We start from the raw sequence: 18,228 nt of genomic DNA on the forward strand, positions 1-18,228 counted from the left end.
GCCCTCCCCCTACGGCCTGGCGGCCGTGGGAGGTACCCCCATCCCGTAACCGGGGGCGCTGCCCCCGGACCCCCGCGCCTCAAACGCCGGCGGGGCTGAAACGGGGTGCGGGGCGAAGCCCCGCGGTCAGGCCGGCGGCTTCGCCGATGTCACGTTGCGGTAGGCGATTTCCGCCAGCCGTTCCTGGCCGTCCCTGCTCGGGTGGAACCAGTCCCACCGGCTCAACTGCTCGCCGCTGAAGCGGAAGTCGAACACCGCCCCGCCGTCGTACCGGCAGCGCGGGTCCTTTCCGCAGACGGTCTTCAGCACCTCGTTGTACGCGACCACCCGGTCCTGCACCCGCGCCCGCCGTGCCTGCGCCCGCGTGCTCACGTCGTCCGCGTCGCCCAGCATCGACGCGCAGATGCCCAGCTTCCAGATCTGCCTGCCGAGCGGATTGCCGCGCCCGGCCGACCACAGCCGTTTGAGGTCCGGCACGCTCGACACATAGACCTGGGCCTTCGGTGCCGTACGCCGTAACTGCTTCAGCGCGTCCTCGAAGGACCGGCGGAAGTTCTCGACGGTCGTCATCCTCTCCGCCGAGTCCGCGCACGCGTCGTTCGCGCCGACCATGACCGTGACGAGCTCGGGCTTCTTCGCCGCTGCCTGTGCCATCTGCTCGGGCAGATCGGCGACATCGGCCCCGGAGCGGGCGTAGTTCCAGCTGCGCTCGGCGATCGCGGGTTCGCCGATCAGGCGCATCGCAAGGCTGCGTACCTTCGTGTCCGTGCCGGTTGCCCAGGACACTTCCGGGCAGTCGGAGAGCACCACACACGCGTCGAAACCGCGGGTGATGGAGTCGCCGACCGCGGCGATCGAGTCCGGGCTGCGGTCCCAGACGGGGGTGGGGGAGGGCCGCCGTTTGGCGGGCGATCCGTGAGCGTTCGGGTCCGACGAGGAGTCACAGCCGGTCACTGCACCGGTCATGAGGAGGAAAGCCGCCGTCAGGGCTGCCGCCGCCCTGCGTGAGCGGCGCGTCCGACGTGTCTCCCGCATCCCCAGTTCCCCTCCGTATCACCCGTCCCAGACGTCCTGCCGAGTGAAAGCTTGGTGCGTACGGCCCCGGGACCGACATTACGTCACCCCTGGGGCACCTACTCACGGTAGCTTTTTCCCGTCGACCCAGAGGCGCCGCGCCCATCGGCCCCGGTAAATTACATCACGTCACATGCTGTCCCTTTTGTGGAGTTTGACTCCCGATGCTGTTTACTGAGGCCGCTGGGAAGACGATCCTCGTCCCACACTGGAGGTCCCGGTGACGACACGTGGCGTTCTGTACGTTCACTCCGCACCGCGCGCGCTGTGCCCGCACGTCGAATGGGCGGTCGCGAGCGTTCTTGGCGTGCGCGTCCAACTCGACTGGATCCGGCAGCCGGCATCGCCCGGTACCTGGAGGGCCGAGTTCTCCTGGCAGGGCGAGGTGGGCACGGCCTCCAAGCTCGCCTCGGCGCTGCGCGGCTGGCAGCTGCTGCGCTTCGAGGTGACCGCCGAGCCCTGTCCCACCGCGGAGGGCGAGCGCTACAGCGCCACGCCCGAACTCGGCATCTTTCACGCCGTCACGGGGATGCACGGCGACATCCTGATCCCCGAGGACCGGCTGCGCGCGGCGCTGGCGCGGTCGGTGCAGGGCGAGACGGACCTGGAGGCGGAGATCGCCAAGCTGCTGGGCAAGCCGTGGGACGACGAACTGGAGCCGTTCCGGTACGCAGGGGAGGGCGCACCGGTCCGCTGGCTGCACCAGGTCGTCTGAACGACATAGCCGAAAGGGCCCCCACCGCGTGGTGGGGGCCCTTTCGGCTACGTACGCAGACTCAGACCGTGCGGAACGCCAGAACCACGTTGTGGCCGCCGAAGCCGAACGAATTGTTGATCGCCGCGATCGTGCCCTGGGGGAGCTTGCGGGGCTCGCCGCACACGATGTCCGCGTCGACCGCCTCGTCGAGGTCGTCGATGTTGATCGTCGGCGGTGCCGTGCGGTGGTACAGCGCGAGCACCGTGGCGACCGTCTCGATTCCGCCCGCGCCGCCCAGGAGATGGCCGGTCATCGACTTCGTGGCGGACACCGCGACATGGTCGAGGTCGTCGCCCAGGACCTTGCGCAGGGCCTTGATCTCGGCGATGTCGCCCTGCGGCGTCGACGTGGCGTGCGCGTTGAGGTGCACGACCTCGGACGGCTTGAGGTCCGTCGCGTCCAGCAGGTTCTGCATCGCGGTGGCAATGCCGCGGCCGGTCGGCTCGGGCTGCGCGATGTGGTGGCTGTCCGCGGACAGGCCCTGGCCCAGCACCTCGCAGTAGACCTTCGCGCCGCGCTTGGCGGCGTGTTCGGCCGACTCCAGGATGACGACGCCCGCGCCCTCACCGAGGACGAAGCCGTCACGGGCCGTGTCGTACGGACGGGAGGCCTTCTCGGGCTCGTCGTTGTTCTTTGACATCGCCATCATGTTGGCGAACGCCGCGATGGGCAGCGGGTGGATGGCCGCCTCGGTGCCGCCGGCGACGACGACGTCGGCGCGGCCGGTGCGGATCATCTCCACGGCGTAGCCGATCGCTTCGGCGCCCGACGCACAGGCGGAGACCGGAGTGTGCACGCCCGCCTGGGCGTTCACCTCCAGGCCGACGTTGGCGGAGGGGCCGTTCGGCATGAGCATGGGCACGGTGTGCGGGGAGACGCGGCGTACGCCCTTCTCCTTGAGCACGTCGTACTGGTCGAGCAGAGTTGTCACGCCGCCGATGCCGGAGGCGATGACCGCGCCCAGGCGCTCGGGGAGAACGTTGACGTCCTCACCGGCCGGTGCGCCGTAGCCGGCGTCCGCCCATGCCTCGCGGGCCGCGATCAGCGCGAACTGCGCCGAGCGGTCCAGCTTGCGGGCGAGCGGGCGCGGCAGGACCTCGCCCGGGTCGACCGCCGCGGGTGCGGCGATCCGGACCGGGAGTTCGGCGAAGCGCTCGCCCTCGAGGGGCTTCACTCCGGAGCGCCCGGCGAGCAGACCCTCCCAGGTCGATGCGCTGTCGCCACCCAACGGTGTGGTTGCGCCGATACCGGTGACGACCACGGTGCGATTGGTCGAGCTCACAGGAATTCTTTCTCCACGTGTAGGGGGTGCTGAATTTTCACGGCGCCACCGCCGGGTGGCGACAAACGCGATTCAGGCTCAGGCCTGGTGCTTGGCGATGTAGTCCGCGGCGTCGCCGACAGTCTTCAGGTTCTTGACGTCGTCGTCCGGGATCTTGACGTCGAAACGCTCTTCGGCGGCGACGACAACCTCGACCATGGACAGCGAGTCGACGTCCAGGTCGTCGGTGAAGGACTTGTCCAGCTGGACGTCCTCTACCGGGATGCCGGCGATCTCGTTGACGATCTCCGCGAGACCGGTGACGATCTCTTCCTGAGTGGCGGCCATGTGGCGCTCCTTCGGTGTTGTATCAGAGGGTGTGGCGTCCGGAAGATCCGGTTGCCTAGGGGAGGGTAACGACCGTGGCTGCGTAGACGAGACCCGCCCCGAAGCCGATGACGAGCGCGGTGTCGCCGCTCTTGGCCTGTCCGGTCGCCAGGAGCCGCTCCATTGCGAGCGGGATCGAGGCGGCCGAGGTGTTGCCGGTGGTTTCCACGTCACGGGCGACCGTGACGTGCTCCGGCAGCTTCAAAGTCTTCACCATCGAGTCGATGATCCGCATATTGGCCTGGTGCGGGATGAAGACGTCCAGGTCGTCCGCGCTGATTCCGGCCGCGTCCAGCGCCTGCTGGGCGACCTTCGCCATCTCGAACACGGCCCAGCGGAAGACCGCCTGGCCCTCCTGCGTGATCGCCGGAAACTTCTCGACGGTGCCGTTGCGGTAGTCGTCCCACGGCACGGTCTGCTTGATGGTGTCGGACTTGTCGCCCTCCGAGCCCCAGACGGTCGGGCCGATCTGCGGGTCCTTGGAGGGGCCGACGACGACCGCGCCCGCGCCGTCACCGAACAGGAAGGCCGTCGCGCGGTCCTCCAGGTCGGTCAGGTCGCTCAGCCGCTCGACGCCGATGACCAGTACGTACTGCGCCGAGCCCTCGACGACCATGCCCTTGGCGAGGGTGAGGCCGTAGCCGAAACCGGCGCAGCCCGCGGAGATGTCGAACGCCGCCGGCTTGACCGCGCCGATCTTGTCCGCGATCTCGGTGGCGATGGCCGGGGTCTGCTTGAAGTGCGAGACGGTGGAGACGATGACGCCGCCGATCTGCTCCGGGGTGATCCCGGCGTCGGCGATCGCCTTGCCCGCCGCCTCCACGGACATCGCGCTCACGGTCTCCTCGGGGGAGGCCCAGTGACGCGTCGCGATGCCCGAGCGCGAGCGGATCCACTCGTCGGAGGAGTCGATCGTCTCGAGGATCACCTCGTTCGGCACGACCCGGATGGGGCGGTAGCCGCCGACACCCATGATGCGTGCGTACGGGGCGCCCTGGCTGGGCTTGATCTTCGTCGACATGCTCTTACGGCTCCTTGTCAGGCTGAATGCTCGGCGACGAGCGTGCGGGCCGCGTCGAGGTCGTCGGGGGTCTTGAGCGCGAGCGTCTGCACACCCGGCAGGGCGCGCTTGGCCAGACCGGTGAGCGTGCCGCCGGGGCAGACCTCGATCAGGGCGCTGACGCCCTGATCCTTGAAGGTCTCCATGCACAGGTCCCAGCGGACCGGGTTGGCGACCTGGCCGACCAGCCGGGCGATGACCTGGTCGCCGGTGGAGACCGTGCGGCCGTCCTTGTTGGAGATGTACGGCAGGACCGGGTCGGAGACGGTGAGGTTCTCCGCCGCCTCCTGGAGGGTCGCGACCGCGGGCGCCATGTGGTGCGTGTGGAACGCGCCGGCCACCTTCAGTGCGATGACGCGGGCCTTCTCCGGCTTGTTCTCGGCCAGTGCCGCCAGCTGCTCGGCGGTGCCGGCCGCGACGATCTGGCCGGCGCCGTTCACATTGGCCGGGGTCAGGCCGAGGCTTTCGAGATGGGCCACGACCTGGTCGGGGTCACCGCCCAGGACGGCCGACATGCCGGTCTCGGTGACCGCGGCGGCCTCGGCCATGGCCAGTCCGCGCGTACGGACGAAACCGAGCGCGGCGACCTCGTCGAGGACACCGGCGAACACGGCCGCAGTGATTTCGCCGACGCTGTGACCTGCGACGGCGCCGGGGCGTACGTCACCGAGCGCCGCGGCCGAGAGCAGGCCCGCGGCGACCAGGAGCGGCTGTGCCACGGCGGTGTCGCGGATCTCGTCCGCGTCGGCCTTCGTGCCGTAGTGGGCAAGGTCGAGCTCGATGGCGTCGGACCAGGCCGCAATGCGGTCGGCGGCGCCGGGGAGGTCGAGCCAGGGAGTCAGGAAGCCGGGCGTCTGAGCGCCTTGGCCGGGAGCGACGAGTACGAGCACCCTCACACTTTCTCTTGTGGACGGCTCCAACCGCCCGTGGGGACAGGGACCAAGAAACGTCAGGGGAATTGTGGGCAATCGACAAAAGTCTAGGGCTGCGAATCTGCGTCGGCCAGACGCCCGAGAATGAGCGCGATCCGCAGGGTGAACGCGGAGCGTACATCGGAGGGTGACCATCCGGTGACGTCGGTCACACGTCGCAGCCGGTAGCGCACGGTGTTGGGGTGGACGAAGAGCATCCTTGCGGCGCCCTCGAGACTACTCGCCTGCTCTAGATAGACGCTCAAGGTTTCCAGAAGCGCCGACCCCGCTTCTTCCAGCGGTCTGTAGATCTCCTCCACCAACTGCTCCCGCGCGGCCGGGTCCGAGGCGATCGCGCGCTCCGGCAGCAGATCGTCCGCGAGAACCGGGCGGGGGGCGTCCTGCCAGGCGAGACACGCCTTGAGCCCCGCGGCCGCGGCCTGTGCGGACTTGGTGGCGGCGAGCAGGTCGGGCACGACGGGCCCCGCGACCACGGGTCCCGCGGCATAAGGCCCGATCAGAGCCTTGGCGACCTGCAGCGGGTTGTCGCTGCCGCCCGCGATGACCACGAGCCGGTCGCCGAGGACTCCGGTGAGGACCTGGAGCTTGGCGTGCCGGGCGGCCCGGCGGATGGCCTCGACGGTGAGTTCGCTGTCGCCGTCGGGTGCGGTGCCGAGGATGACGCAGACATGCTCGGGAGAGTTCCAGCCGAGCGCGGCGGCGCGGGAGACGGCGCCCTCGTCGGCCTCGCCGGACAGTACGGCGTTCACGACCAGCGATTCGAGCCGGGCGTCCCAGGCGCCGCGGGCTTCGGCGGCCTGGGCGTAGACCTGGGCGGTCGCGAAGGCGATCTCGCGTGCGTAGACGAGCAGTGCCTCGCGCAGTACGGACTCGTCACCGGGCGCCGCGACCTCCTCGATCGCCGACTCCATGACCTCGATGGTCGTGCGCACCATCTCGACGGTCTGGCGCAGGGTGATCGCGCGGGTCAGCTCGCGCGGAGCGGTGCCGAAGACGTCGGTCGAGATCGCCTGCGGGGTCTCCGGATGCCGGAACCACTCGGTGAACGCGGCGATACCGGCCTGGGCGACAAGGCCGATCCACGACCGGTTCTCCGGGGGCATCGCGCGGTACCACGGCAGCGTCTCGTCCATGCGTGCGATGGCGTTCGCGGCGAGCCGGCCGGAGGACTGCTCCAGTCGGCGCAGGGTCGCGGTATGCGGGTGGGCGGAGTTCGCAGCAGGTTCGGGCACGGGGACAAGAGTGCCTTATCGGGACGGGTGAGCGGAGTGGCGGGGCTCCGGTACGTCCATCGGGCCGCCGTCTCGGACTACGGTGGACCCCGTGATTGACGTACGGCGCTCCGCTGGCCGCTTCCGCGGTGGCGACCCCGCCTCGGGCATCGAATCCCTGCACGCCTTCTCCTTCGGGCGGCACTACGACCCCGACAACCTGCGCTTCGGTGCGATCCTCGCCTGCAACGAGGAGCGGCTCGATCCCGGTGCCGGCTTCGACGAGCATCCGCACAGCCACACCGAGATCGTCACCTGGGTCGTCGAGGGTGAGCTGACCCATCGCGACTCGACGGGCCACGCGACCGTCGTCCGGCCCGGCGACGTCCAGCGGCTCAGCTCCGCGGACGGCGTCCGCCATGTGGAGCGCAATGACGGGGACGCGCCGCTGACCTTCGTCCAGATGTGGCTCGCACCGCTGTCGCCGGGCGGCGATCCGGCGTACGAGATCGTGCACGGCATCGCTGACTCGACGCCGTACGCACTCCCCGAGGCGGGCGCGCTGCTGCATGTCCGCCGACTGGGCCGGGGCGAGCGCACGGCGGTGCCGGACGCGCCCGCGGTGTACGTGCATGTGGTGCGGGGCGAAGTGCGCCTGGGAGATGCGGAGTTGGCCCCCGGCGACGCGGCACGCATCACGGACGCGGACGGCCTGGCGCTGGCGGCACTGGTACCCGCCGAGCTGCTGCTCTGGGAGCTGAACGAGTCCTGAGCCCGGTCCTGAGCCGCGTGCTCAGCCCAGCTCGGCCAGCACGGCGTCCGTGAACGGCGGCCACGCGTCGATCGCCCACTGCCCGAAGGGCCGGTCCGTGAGCGCCACACACGCCGCGCCCGCCGCCGGGTCGATCCACAGGAACGTGCCCGACTGGCCGAAGTGGCCGAAGGTGCGGGGCGAGGACGAACTACCCGTCCAGTGCGGCGACTTGGAGTCCCGGATCTCGAAGCCAAGCCCCCAGTCGTTCGGCTTCTGGTGCCCGTAGCCGGGAAGGATGCCCGACAGGCCCGGGTGGACGACCGTCATGGCCTCAAGGACCGTACGGGCGTCAAGGAGCCGGGGCGCCTGCACCTCGGCGGCGAAGCGCACCAGGTCCTCGACCGTCGAGACGCCGTCCTTCGCGGGGGAGCCGTCCAGCGTTGTCGCCGTCATGCCCAGCGGTTCGAGGACCGCCTGGCGCAGATACTCAGCGAACGGGATGTCCGTCGCCTTGGCGATGTGGTCGCCGAGCACCTCGAAGCCCGCGTTGGAGTACAGCCTGCGCGTACCCGGCGGGGCTGTCACCCGGTGCTCGTCGAAGGCCAGGCCAGAGGTGTGGGCGAGCAGATGACGGACCGTGGAGCCCTCGGGGCCCGCCGGTTCGTCGAGCTCGACCGCCCCTTCCTCGTACGCCACGAGCGCCGCGTAGGCCGCGAGCGGCTTGGTGACGGAGGCGAGCGGGAAGCGGTGCGCGAGGGGGCCGTGCGCTCCGGCCAGGGTGCCGTCCGCTCGCACGACGGCGGCCGCCGCGGTCGGTACCGGCCAGTTCTCGATCATCGCCAGGCTCTGCATGCGTACGAGCCTAAAGGGTGAGTCTCATCGCCGGATCGGGGGTGCGGACGAAGCCGAGCGAGGTGTACAGCGGCTCGCCGTCGGCGGAGGCCCGCAGGTCGACCTTGCATACGCCGCGCTCGCGGAACCAGTCGAGCAGCGCCTCCATGCAGGCCCGCGAGTAACCGCGTCGGCGCAGGTCGGGGTCGGTGGCGACACTGAAGACATAGCCGCTGACGCCGTGCGGATTGCCGGGCCCGCCCAGGCGGTACTCGATGGTGCCGACCACGCACGCAGCCAGGCCGCCGGGCCGCTCGACGACGAACGCCGTCAGATCGCCGTCCGGGTCCACGAGCCTGCGGCGCAGCGTTTCGATGGCGGCAGGCTGCCAGCTGACATCGGGATGCGGCCCGAGATACGAGTCCTGCATGACCTTGCGCAGGCGGACCAGCTCTTCGGCGTCGTCGGGGGTGGCGCGTCGTGCGAGGCTCATGGTTTCGGCAGGCTAGGGGGCGCCGCAGGAAAACTGCCATCCATTTCTGCTTGCTTCGAGTGCACTCCAAGGTTTTAGCGTTGAGGACATGACGCTGATCGAGAGCACGCCGGCAGGAGTGGACCTCTGCAAGCCGGCTCCCCGCGCGCATCCCCGCCCCGAGGGCCAGGACCGCTACACGATCAGCGAGGTCGTCGCTTTCACCGGGCTCACCGCGCACACCCTGCGGTGGTACGAGCGGATCGGGCTGATGCCGCACATCGACCGGTCGCACACCGGACAGCGGCGCTTCACCAATCGCGATCTGGACTGGCTCGCCTTTGTCGGCAAGCTGCGGTTGACCGGGATGCCGGTCGCGGACATGGTCCGCTACGCCGAGCTGGTGCGCGAGGGCGAGCACACCTTCGAGGCACGGCAGGAGCTGCTGCAGCAGACGCGGCGCGATGTGCGCAGGCGCATCGCGGAGCTGCACGACACGCTCGCCGTGCTGGATCACAAGATCGACTTCTACGCGGACGCCCGGCGGGCGTCGGAGAGGCTCTGAAACCTGATGGCTGAATCCTCAAGGAGCGGCAGCAAGATCGCACAGGTGCGGCTCGGGACCGGCGGACCGCTGGTCGGCATACAGGGCCTGGGCTGCATGGGCATGAGCGAGTTCTACGGAGAGACCGACCTGGCGGCCGCCCGGGACACCCTGGAGGCTGCGCTGGAGGCGGGCGTCACGCTCTTCGACACGGCGGACGTGTACGGGCGGGGGGCGAACGAGGAGTTCCTCGCGCCGTTCGTCGCAGCGCACCGCGACGAGATCACCCTGGCCACGAAGTTCGCCATCGAGCGGACCGACGACCCGCAGTACCGGGCCGTCCGCAATGACCCGGCGTACATCCGCAAGGCCGTCGAGGCGAGCCTTCGGCGGCTGAAGACCGAAGTCATCGACCTGTACTACATGCACCGCCGCGACCCGGCCGTGCCGCTCGCCGAGTCCGTCGGCTCAATGGCCGAACTGGTGGAGCGCGGCCTCGTCAGGCACCTCGGGCTGAGCGAGGTCACCGGCGCGGAGCTGCGCGAGGCGCACGCCGTGCATCCGATCGCCGCGCTGCAGTCGGAGTGGTCGCTGTTCAGCCGGGACGTGGAGCGCAGTGCGGTGGGCGCCGCGGCCGAACTCGGCGTCGCCTTCGTGCCGTACTCGCCGCTCGGCCGCGGCTTCCTCACCGGCGCCTTCGCCGACGCGGGAAAGGACCTCTCCGAGGGCGACTTCCGCAGGTACCAGCCGCGCTTCACCGGCGACAACGCCAAGACCAACGCCGCGCTCCTGGAGCCGGTCCGCAAGATCGCCGCGGCGCACGGGGCGACGGCCGCGCAGGTGGCTCTCGCCTGGGTGCAGCAGCGGGCCGAGGTGCACTCGCTCGCCGTGGTGCCGATCCCCGGCACCCGCAAGACCAGCCGGCTGCTGGAGAACGTCGCGGCGACCCGGCTGAAGCTGACCGAGGAGGAGCTGGCGGTGCTGGAGCCGATCGCCGGGCAGGTGGCGGGAGACCGCTACCCGGACATGTCCTCGACGTCGGCGGCGCGCGAGTAGCCGTACGGGGCGGGCCCGAAACCGTAAAACGGGGGGCCGGCGCGAAGGACGAAGCCCGCCGCGAGCAGTGCTGCTGCCGCGCGGCGGGCCCTCGTCATGTACGGCTCACAGCTCCGCGAGCAGCTGCGCCTTCTTCGTGCTGAACTCCTCGTCCGTCACCAGACCCGCCTGGTGCAGCTCCCCGAGGTGCCGTATCCGCTCGGCGATGTCCGCCGGGTCGCGCCGCCCCGCCCGCAGCGCCATCACCGGCGCCGAGCCGCTGCTGCGTACGGAATCGAGCACGGCGGCCGCGAACGGCAGCGACTCGTGCACCGGCCCGCGGCTCACCCCGAAGAGCACCGTCGCCGGATCCTGGTCCGCCTGCTTGGGCGCGGCCGCCCCGTCGCCCGGATCGTCCGCCCGGCGCAGCAGCCGCAGATACCCGTCGAAGGCCTCCGGCGAGCGCCACTCCACACCGCTCAGCTCCGTCACCGGGAAACTCTGGTCGCCCGCTCTCCACTTGGCGGACGACGCGGCCGTCCGGGACCAGCGGAAGGAGACCATCGAGCCGTCGAAGAAGGCCTTTCCGTCGTACGCCTTGAAGTGCATCGGCCCCTCGGGCGCGGCCACGGCGTACCGCTCGGCCGGGGTGTCCGCGTCGGCGGGGAGCAGGGCGCGCAGTTCGTCGGCGTAGTACTCGGCGAGCGTCTCGCGCTCCGCGGGCAGCACCAGCCGGTAGGGGTCGCAGCCCTCCTTCAACTGCCCTGCCGCGGCATCCATCAGCGGATCGGCGCCGGGTCTTGGCAGGGCGTGCAGCACCACCGTGCCGCGCTTGCCGGGGGAGAGGGTCACCGACGCCAACGCCTCGTGGGGGATGCGGCGTTCGCGAAGCGTCTGGAACAGCTTCGGCGCACGCAGCCCCCGTTCGAAGCGGATGAGCACGGAGTCGGTCTCGAACTCCCAAGTGGCTTGAATTCCGGCCAGAACATCACCCATACGCCTCATCGTAGGCGGCGCGTGCCCGCGCGTCGCCCCTCGGTGCTCAGGCCCGGCCACGATGCTCTACGCGCGTCAGGCCGCCTCGTCGCCGTAAATACCACTGCGGCATGTGTCCCCGCCGCTCTCACAGGTCACGCCGTCGTACGAACCGACGCCTATCTCGGCGAAGTTGCTGACGCTCTCCGTACCCGGCTCGAAATAGCCGGTGTGACCGACCGCGTCCGCCGCGGACAGCACCCGTGCGCCGAAGGCCTCGGTCACCGGGTCCTCGCCGTGGCCGAGGCCGCCGACCGCCAGATGCGGCACGTCCTCGATCCAGTCGTCCCTGTCGCGCATCGCCCAGACGCGGGCTCGGGCGTGGAGCCCGGCCACGTTCTCGGCGCGCATGCCGGGACTGCCGGCGACCGCCACGTCGGCCACGCGGGCGGGAAGATGGCGGGCGGCGACGCCGCACACGACGGAGCCGTAACTGTGGCAGAACAGCGCGATCTTGGAGCTGCCGGGCAGCGCGCCGGTGAGCGCGGTCAGGCGCACGGCGCCGTCCTCGGCGCGGCGCCCCGTGGCCGAGTCCATGCCGAGGCCGGCGGGTGCGGTGTAGTCGGCCCAGGCGATGACCGCCGTGCGCGTACGCGGGGACGCGGCCCGCTCGGCGGCGTACAGCGACTCCGCCATGCCGACCGGCGCGGTGTACTTGCGGGAGGTCTTCTGGAACGTGAGCACATTGGTGTCCACACCGGGGACGATCACCGACACGCGCTGGGCGCGGTCGAGATCGCCGAGCACCTCGGCGACCTTGCCGGGACCGGACGGGTCGAAGGCGAGGATCTGCCGCTCGGCGCTCATGAGCGCCTCGAAGCGGTGCATACGGCGGACCGCCTGGTGACGGCCGTCCGCGGTCAGGTTGACGTCCTCCACGCGCTTGCGCTCCTCGGCGACCGAGAGCGCGAGGGCCTTGCGGTTGGCTCGGTAGCGCAGGGTGACCGGGGCGCCGTTGAGATTGCCGACGAGGATCGGGTAACGGTCGGCGAGGCGGGCCCGCTGCGTGCTGCCGATGGAACCGAAGAACGCGGCGAGCCGCTGCGGCGGCGAGCCCGGCTCGGGCAGTGCCCGCACCCCGATCCGGGCCTTGGCCCAGCCGGCCAGCTCGGCCTCGAGAGCGTCGCGAGGACCGCCCTGATGTCGTATGGCGGTCCAGCCGGTCGTCGCCAGCATCATGAACACGACCGCGAGCGCGAGCAGGGCGCGCCAGGCGGTGAGGGTGGGGGAGGAGTCGAAGGAAGTCACTGCGGGACACCCTAGGAGACGCGCGACGCGGCTCGTGAAGACCGTGAGACAGATCACGTGTCCGGGGGGCGTGCGGGGGGCAGGTCGTCACTTTCCGTGCGCGGGCGCGCCCCTGTGGTCACCGGGATCGCGGTACGTCGCCCCCTGCCCTCCAGCGCCGGGGCGCGTGCGGGCGCGACCCACATCCGGGGGCGGCAGCGCGTCAACCTTGTGCGTACGACAGCCCCGCCGCGTCCGCCCGGCGGAGCCGTCCCCTATCAGGGTGATGTGTCCCGAACCCCTTTTCCGGCCCCTCGGCCGGGGGCAGGGTGCGGTCAAGTGATCAGTACGACACGGGGGTTGCCAACATGCGCCTTATCGTCACGGCCGGATTCCTGGCCGCATCAGCCCTGGCCGCAGCAGTACTGGCGCCGCAGACGGCGGCCGCCGCGCCGCCCCGCCTCGGGGAGTGCGCGGCGGGCCAGCTCTGCCTGTGGGAAAAGGGGGACTTCAAGGGCACACGCCAGGTCCACGAGCTGTCCGGCACCGATATCGAGAGCTGTGTTCCACTGCCGCCCGGTACCACCGCCGAGGCACTGGCCAACCGGACCGGGCGGCCCGTCACCACGTACCAGTCGGCGGAGTGCGAGGAGACGGGCGAGTTCGAGACCTACCCGGGCGGTGGCACGTGGGTGCCCCAATCCCCGTACCAGGTCAGGGCGTTCAAGGTCTGGGAGCGCTGAACCGGGGTACCCGCTGACGAGGCCCCGATTCGACGACTCGAGGAGTGATGATGGCGGGCTTCGGACACACAACGCGCAGGCACCCCCGTTCACGCAGCCGGAACTGGTCGCGGAGCGGGCCGGATCGCGCCGCACTCGGAATCATCGGCCTGATCTGTGCGATCGCCGGCTTCTTCGTGCTGGGGATCGTCCTCGGCCCGATCGCGATCGTCTGCGGATGGCTCGGTATGGGCCGCCGCTGGAACGGCGCACAGCCGGTCCCGGCACTGGCCGCGGTCGTGCTCGGCGGCATCGACACCCTGCTGGCGATCGTCTGGCTCGCGGGAGCCACGGTTCCCGCGAGCGGTATGTGGTGATCGTCAGCCACGCACAGCAGGCTCGTCGGACGGACCGACCGGGGTGGGCATCGCGCCCGCCCCGGTTTCCGCCGGCATAGCCGTCTGAGGGAGCTCAGTGACCGCGCGGGCCTGCGACAGCGTGGCCACCTGCTCCCGCAGCGCCCGTACTTCCGCCGTCAGCGCCTGGAGCAGCGCCGTCTGCTTGCGTTCCTCCGCGTCGTCCCGCTCGAAGCGGGAGATGAACCACGCCGCGATATTGGCGGTGACGACACCGAGCAGCGCGATCCCCGAAATCATCAGCCCGACCGCGAGCACCCGCCCCAGACCCGTCGTCGGCGCATGGTCGCCGTACCCGACCGTCGTCATCGTGGTGAACGACCACCACACCGCGTCGCCCAGCGTCTTGATGTTCCCGTTCGGCGCGTCCCGTTCCACATGCAGCACGGCCAGCGAGCCGAACATCATCAGCCCCACCACCGCGCCTCCGACATACGTCGTGAGCGTGATCTGGGGTGCCATCCTGGCCCGGCGGCCCACCAGCAGCAGGGTCGAGACGACCCGCAGCAGCCGCAGCGGCTGCACCAGCGGCAGCACCACCGCCACCAGATCCAGCGGATGCTTGCGTACGAAAAGCCACTTGGCCGGTGCCAGCACCAGCCGTACGAGGTAGTCGACGGCGAAGGTCCCCCACACGACCCACTCGGTGACCGTGCAGACGGTTATCACCGACCCCCTGGCGTCGGGCGCCACGATCGGCACGGCGTACGCGAGGGCGAACGCGATGGCGAGTACCAGCAGGGGGGTCTGCATGCGCTGTTCCCACCGGACCTGCGCTGTTCGCTGCTTCATGCCTGCATGTTAGAGACGCGTAAGGGCGGCGGAACCCGGCCGGGTCCCGCCGCCCTTCACCGTGCGAGCGTTACGCGTCGCCGCCGGCCGCGCCCGGGTCCGCCGCGGCCACGTCGAGCAGCTGGTAGCGGTCCACCGCCTGCTTCAGGACCGAGCGGTCGACCTTGCCCTCACGCGCGAGCTCGGTGAGCACCGCCAGGACGATCGACTGCGCGTCGATGTGGAAGAAGCGTCGCGCCGCGCCCCGGGTGTCCGCGAAGCCGAAGCCGTCGGCACCCAGCGACTGGTACGTGCCGGGAACCCAGCGCGAGATCTGGTCCGGGACCGAGCGCATCCAGTCCGAGACGGCCACGAACGGGCCCTCGGAGCCGGAGAGCTTCTGTGTGACGTACGGGACGCGCTGGTCCTCCTCGGGGTGCAGGAGGTTGTGCTGCTCGACCTCGACGGCCTCGCGGCGCAGCTCGTTCCAGCTCGTCGCCGACCACACGTCGGCGCGTACGTTCCACTCCTCGGCGAGGATCCTCTGCGCCTCGACCGCCCACGGCACGGCCACACCCGAAGCCATGATCTGCGCCGGGATCGCACCGGCCTCGCCGGCCTTGAAGCGGTAGATGCCCTTGAGGATGCCCTCGGCGTCCACGTTCTCGGGCTCGGCCGGGTGCTGGATCGGCTCGTTGTAGACGGTGAGGTAGTAGAAGACGTCCTCGCCGTGTGGGTGCTCCTCGGACGAGCCGTACATCCGGCGCAGACCGTCCTGGACGATGTGCGCGATCTCGAAGCCGAAGGCCGGGTCGTAGGCGACACAGCCCGGGTTCGTCGAGGCCAGCAGCTGGGAGTGGCCGTCGGCGTGCTGCAGGCCCTCACCGGTCAGCGTCGTGCGGCCCGCGGTCGCGCCCAGGACGAAGCCGCGCGCGAGCTGGTCGGCCATCTGCCAGAACTGGTCGCCGGTGCGCTGGAAGCCGAACATCGAGTAGAAGACGTACACCGGGATCAGCGGCTCGCCGTGCGTGGCGTACGCCGAACCGGCGGCGATCAGCGAGGCCGTGCAGCCCGCCTCGGAGATGCCGTCGTGCAGCATCTGGCCGGTCGGCGACTCCTTGTACGCGAGCAGCAGCTCGCGGTCCACGGCTTCGTACTGCTGCCCCAGCGGGTTGTAGATCTTGGCGCTCGGGAAGAACGAGTCCATTCCGAACGTGCGGTACTCGTCCGGCGCGATCAGCACGAAGCGCTTGCCGATCTCCTTGTCCCGCATCAGGTCCTTGAGCAGCCGGACGAACGCCATGGTGGTGGCGATCGACTGCTGGCCGGAGCCCTTCTTGACCGGGACGTACGTCTTGTCCTCGGGCAGGACCAGCGGCTTGGACCGCACGACTCGGGTCGGGACGTACCCGCCCAGCGCCTTGCGGCGGTCGTGCATGTACTGGATCTCCTCCGAGTCGCGGCCCGGGTGGTAGTACGGCGGCGCGCCGTTCTCCAGCTGCTGGTCCGTGATCGGGATGTGCAGACGGTCGCGGAAGCGCTTGAGGTCGTCGACCGTCAGCTTCTTCATCTGGTGCGTAGCGTTGCGGCCCTCGAAGTTCGGGCCGAGCGTCCAGCCCTTGACCGTCTGGGCGAGGATCACGGTCGGCTGGCCCTTGTGGGCCTTGGCCGCCGCATACGCCGCGTAGACCTTCTTGTGGTCGTGGCCGCCGCGTCCCAGGTGCAGGACCTGGTCGTCGGTCATGTTCTCGACCATGGCGCGCAGCCGGTGGTCGTCGCCGAAGAAGTGCTCACGGATGTACGCGCCGGTCTCGGTGGCGTACGTCTGGAACTGGCCGTCGGGCGTGGTGTTCAGCTTGTTGACCAGCACGCCGTCGCGGTCCTGGGCGAGCAGCGGGTCCCAGGAGCGGTCCCAGACCAGCTTGATGACGTTCCAGCCGGCGCCGCGGAACTGGGACTCCAGCTCCTGGATGATCTTGCCGTTGCCGCGCACGGGGCCGTCGAGACGCTGCAGGTTGCAGTTCACGACGAAGGTCAGGTTGTCCAGGCCCTCACGGGCGGCGATGGAGAGCTGGCCCAGCGACTCGGGCTCGTCCATCTCGCCGTCGCCGAGGTAGGCCCAGACATGCGACCTGGAGGTGTCGGCGATACCGCGCGCCTCCATGTAGCGGTTCATCCGCGCCTGGTAGATCGCGCCGAGGGGGCCAAGGCCCATGGAGACGGTCGGGAACTCCCAGAAGTCCGGCATCAGCCGCGGGTGCGGGTAGCTGGACAGACCCTCGGGGGCCTTGGACTTCTCCTGGCGGAAGGCGTCGAGCCGGGCCTCGCTGAGGCGGTCGAGCAGGAAGGCCCGGGCGTAGATACCGGGGGAGGCGTGGCCCTGGAAGAAGATCTGGTCGCCGCCGTCGCCCTGGTCCTTGCCGCGGAAGAAGTGGTTGAAGCCCACGTCGTAGAGGGAGGCGGAGGAGGCGAAGGTGGCGATGTGGCCGCCGACGCCGATGCCCGGGCGCTGGGCGCGGGAGACCATCACCGCGGCGTTCCAGCGGGTCGCGTTGAGGACCTTGCGCTCGATCTCCTCGTTGCCGGGGAAGAACGGCTCGTCCTTGGTGGCGATGGTGTTCACGTAGTCCGTGCTGCGCATCTCGGGCACGGCCACGCGCTTCTCGCGGGCTCGCTCGATCAGGCGGAGCATCAGGTAGCGGGCGCGCTCCCGGCCCCGCTCGTCGACGGCGGCGTCGAGGGAGTCCAGCCACTCCTGGGTCTCTTCAGGATCGAAGTCCGGGACCTGGCTGGGTAGGCCGCCAATGATGATCGGGTTGCGATCTGATCCGGAAGCCACGCTAATCCTTCGCTGTTCGGTGGGTTCTGCCCCTGCGGGAGACACGGGATGTCCAGGCGGTGTCGCGCCGCCTCCCATCGTGTACCGCGGGGAGGAAAACGTCATCTCTACCGGGGGGTAACCCTTGTTCTGACTGACATCCTGACCCGACCCCCGTTCCGGGGCCGGTCAAATCGCAACCTTACGCCCAAGCCGCCAATGTGTTTCGTTTGGCTGTTCGGTTCCGATTGGCCCACCGAAGGGAAAGATTGCCGCAAAGATGGTCGAATGGTGTGCCATGAAGCACGAGGCGGGATTGAGCGTGTCTGGAGTTGGGCCGAGACGGCCCCAAACGTCACCGTTTCGGCGGTCTGAACGGCCGGGTACTTGCGCGATCCGCCCCGCCCGTGTGGACTACGGCCAACGCCACGCGTACGCGCGCGGCCGCAGGATTTTCCAAACATGATCAGGAGGCAAGCCGTGAGCGCGACCGCGGACCACGCGGAGGAGCGGACCAACCCGGCCGTCAGGCTGGGGTTCGAGCCCGGACAGGTGGTCCAGGAGATCGGCTACGACGACGACGTCGAGCAGGAGCTCCGTGAGGGCATCGAGGCTGTTATCGGCCAGGAACTCGTGGACGAGGACTATGAGGACGTCGCCGACGTCGTCGTGCTCTGGTTCCGTGACGAGGACGGCGACCTTACGGACGCGCTGGTGGACGCCATCGGACTGCTGGACGAAGGCGGCGACATCTGGCTGCTGACGCCGAAGACCGGCAGGGACGGATACATCGAGCCGAGCGACATCAACGAAGCCGCGCAGACCTCCGGTCTCTCCCAGACCAAGAGCATCAACGCGGGCAAGGACTGGTCGGGCACCCGGCTGAGCGCACCCAAATCCAAGCGCTGAGCCCCCGTACGC

The 18,228-nt window shown here is 70.0% G+C and carries 19 protein-coding genes; 7 read left to right on the top strand and 12 right to left on the bottom strand.

Going from position 1 to position 18,228, the window contains the following annotated elements; all coding sequences use genetic code 11:
- Positions 1-126: 126 nt before the first annotated feature.
- Positions 127-1,035, bottom strand: coding sequence for an SGNH/GDSL hydrolase family protein (locus OHA61_RS27100; protein WP_389372204.1), 909 nt, complete (start codon positions 1,033-1,035; stop codon positions 127-129).
- A 259-nt stretch (positions 1,036-1,294) separates the two neighbouring features.
- Between OHA61_RS27100 and OHA61_RS27105 the strand changes: the two genes are divergently transcribed.
- Positions 1,295-1,789, top strand: coding sequence for a DUF3145 domain-containing protein (locus OHA61_RS27105; protein ID WP_361912828.1), 495 nt, complete (start codon positions 1,295-1,297; stop codon positions 1,787-1,789).
- Between the two features lie 61 nt (positions 1,790-1,850).
- Here OHA61_RS27105 and fabF read toward each other — a convergent pair whose 3' ends face one another.
- From fabF to OHA61_RS27130, 5 genes are all read right to left on the bottom strand, one after another.
- The gene (gene fabF / locus OHA61_RS27110) at positions 1,851-3,113 is read right to left on the bottom strand and encodes a beta-ketoacyl-ACP synthase II (RefSeq protein ID WP_406305211.1); all 1,263 of its coding nucleotides are present in this window, start codon (positions 3,111-3,113) and stop codon (positions 1,851-1,853) included.
- Positions 3,114-3,191: 78 nt separating this feature from the next.
- A complete protein-coding gene (locus OHA61_RS27115; protein ID WP_078077492.1) occupies positions 3,192-3,440 on the bottom strand; it encodes an acyl carrier protein in 249 nt (82 codons plus the stop codon).
- 55 nt (positions 3,441-3,495) lie between these two features.
- Positions 3,496-4,500 carry a ketoacyl-ACP synthase III gene (locus OHA61_RS27120; protein WP_266476672.1) on the bottom strand — a complete coding sequence of 335 codons (1,005 nt, stop codon included), beginning with the start codon at positions 4,498-4,500 and terminating at the stop codon, positions 3,496-3,498.
- A 17-nt stretch (positions 4,501-4,517) separates the two neighbouring features.
- Entirely contained in the window at positions 4,518-5,429 is a 912-nt protein-coding gene (locus OHA61_RS27125) for an ACP S-malonyltransferase (protein ID WP_324981831.1), read from the bottom strand.
- Positions 5,430-5,518: 89 nt separating this feature from the next.
- Positions 5,519-6,703, bottom strand: a complete 1,185-nt coding sequence (locus tag OHA61_RS27130) for a PucR family transcriptional regulator (RefSeq protein ID WP_406305212.1) — start codon at positions 6,701-6,703, stop codon at positions 5,519-5,521.
- 91 nt (positions 6,704-6,794) lie between these two features.
- Here OHA61_RS27130 and OHA61_RS27135 point away from each other — a divergent pair, with 91 nt between their 5' ends.
- Positions 6,795-7,454 carry a pirin family protein gene (locus OHA61_RS27135; protein ID WP_406305213.1) on the top strand — a complete coding sequence of 220 codons (660 nt, stop codon included), beginning with the start codon at positions 6,795-6,797 and terminating at the stop codon, positions 7,452-7,454.
- 21 nt (positions 7,455-7,475) lie between these two features.
- Here OHA61_RS27135 and OHA61_RS27140 read toward each other — a convergent pair whose 3' ends face one another.
- Positions 7,476-8,288 (bottom strand): serine hydrolase domain-containing protein, encoded by an 813-nt coding sequence (locus OHA61_RS27140; protein ID WP_361912821.1) that lies wholly within the window; start codon positions 8,286-8,288, stop codon positions 7,476-7,478.
- 10 nt (positions 8,289-8,298) lie between these two features.
- Positions 8,299-8,760: a GNAT family N-acetyltransferase gene (locus OHA61_RS27145; RefSeq protein ID WP_406305214.1), complete on the bottom strand. Its 462-nt coding sequence runs from the start codon at positions 8,758-8,760 to the stop codon at positions 8,299-8,301.
- A gap of 88 nt (positions 8,761-8,848) precedes the next feature.
- On the opposite strand from OHA61_RS27145, the gene OHA61_RS27150 reads away from it, so the two are divergent.
- Positions 8,849-9,304, top strand: coding sequence for a MerR family transcriptional regulator (locus tag OHA61_RS27150; protein ID WP_406305215.1), 456 nt, complete (start codon positions 8,849-8,851; stop codon positions 9,302-9,304).
- 6 nt (positions 9,305-9,310) lie between these two features.
- Complete coding sequence (locus OHA61_RS27155; RefSeq protein WP_406305216.1) at positions 9,311-10,339, top strand: aldo/keto reductase; 1,029 nt, start codon at positions 9,311-9,313, stop codon at positions 10,337-10,339.
- A 105-nt stretch (positions 10,340-10,444) separates the two neighbouring features.
- On the opposite strand, the gene OHA61_RS27160 is transcribed toward OHA61_RS27155, so the two are convergent.
- Both OHA61_RS27160 and OHA61_RS27165 read right to left on the bottom strand, forming a co-directional pair.
- A complete protein-coding gene (locus OHA61_RS27160; protein ID WP_406305217.1) occupies positions 10,445-11,314 on the bottom strand; it encodes a DUF4429 domain-containing protein in 870 nt (289 codons plus the stop codon).
- Positions 11,315-11,389: 75 nt separating this feature from the next.
- Positions 11,390-12,601, bottom strand: a complete 1,212-nt coding sequence (locus tag OHA61_RS27165; protein ID WP_406305218.1) for an alpha/beta hydrolase — start codon at positions 12,599-12,601, stop codon at positions 11,390-11,392.
- 347 nt (positions 12,602-12,948) lie between these two features.
- Here OHA61_RS27165 and OHA61_RS27170 point away from each other — a divergent pair, with 347 nt between their 5' ends.
- Both OHA61_RS27170 and OHA61_RS27175 read left to right on the top strand, forming a co-directional pair.
- A complete protein-coding gene (locus OHA61_RS27170; RefSeq protein ID WP_406305219.1) occupies positions 12,949-13,323 on the top strand; it encodes a peptidase inhibitor family I36 protein in 375 nt (124 codons plus the stop codon).
- Positions 13,324-13,370: 47 nt separating this feature from the next.
- The gene (locus OHA61_RS27175; RefSeq protein WP_266476690.1) at positions 13,371-13,679 is read left to right on the top strand and encodes a small hydrophobic protein; all 309 of its coding nucleotides are present in this window, start codon (positions 13,371-13,373) and stop codon (positions 13,677-13,679) included.
- A 3-nt stretch (positions 13,680-13,682) separates the two neighbouring features.
- Here OHA61_RS27175 and OHA61_RS27180 read toward each other — a convergent pair whose 3' ends face one another.
- Together OHA61_RS27180 and aceE are read right to left on the bottom strand one after the other, a co-directional pair.
- Positions 13,683-14,510: a potassium channel family protein gene (locus OHA61_RS27180; RefSeq protein WP_406305220.1), complete on the bottom strand. Its 828-nt coding sequence runs from the start codon at positions 14,508-14,510 to the stop codon at positions 13,683-13,685.
- A 70-nt stretch (positions 14,511-14,580) separates the two neighbouring features.
- Complete coding sequence (gene aceE / locus OHA61_RS27185; protein ID WP_406305221.1) at positions 14,581-17,328, bottom strand: pyruvate dehydrogenase (acetyl-transferring), homodimeric type; 2,748 nt, start codon at positions 17,326-17,328, stop codon at positions 14,581-14,583.
- A 459-nt stretch (positions 17,329-17,787) separates the two neighbouring features.
- Between aceE and OHA61_RS27190 the strand changes: the two genes are divergently transcribed.
- A complete protein-coding gene (locus OHA61_RS27190; protein WP_266476695.1) occupies positions 17,788-18,216 on the top strand; it encodes a DUF3052 domain-containing protein in 429 nt (142 codons plus the stop codon).
- Positions 18,217-18,228: the final 12 nt, after the last annotated feature.

The sequence above is a fragment of the Streptomyces sp. NBC_00885 genome (genome assembly GCF_045207475.1).
GTDB lineage: Bacteria > Actinomycetota > Actinomycetes > Streptomycetales > Streptomycetaceae > Streptomyces.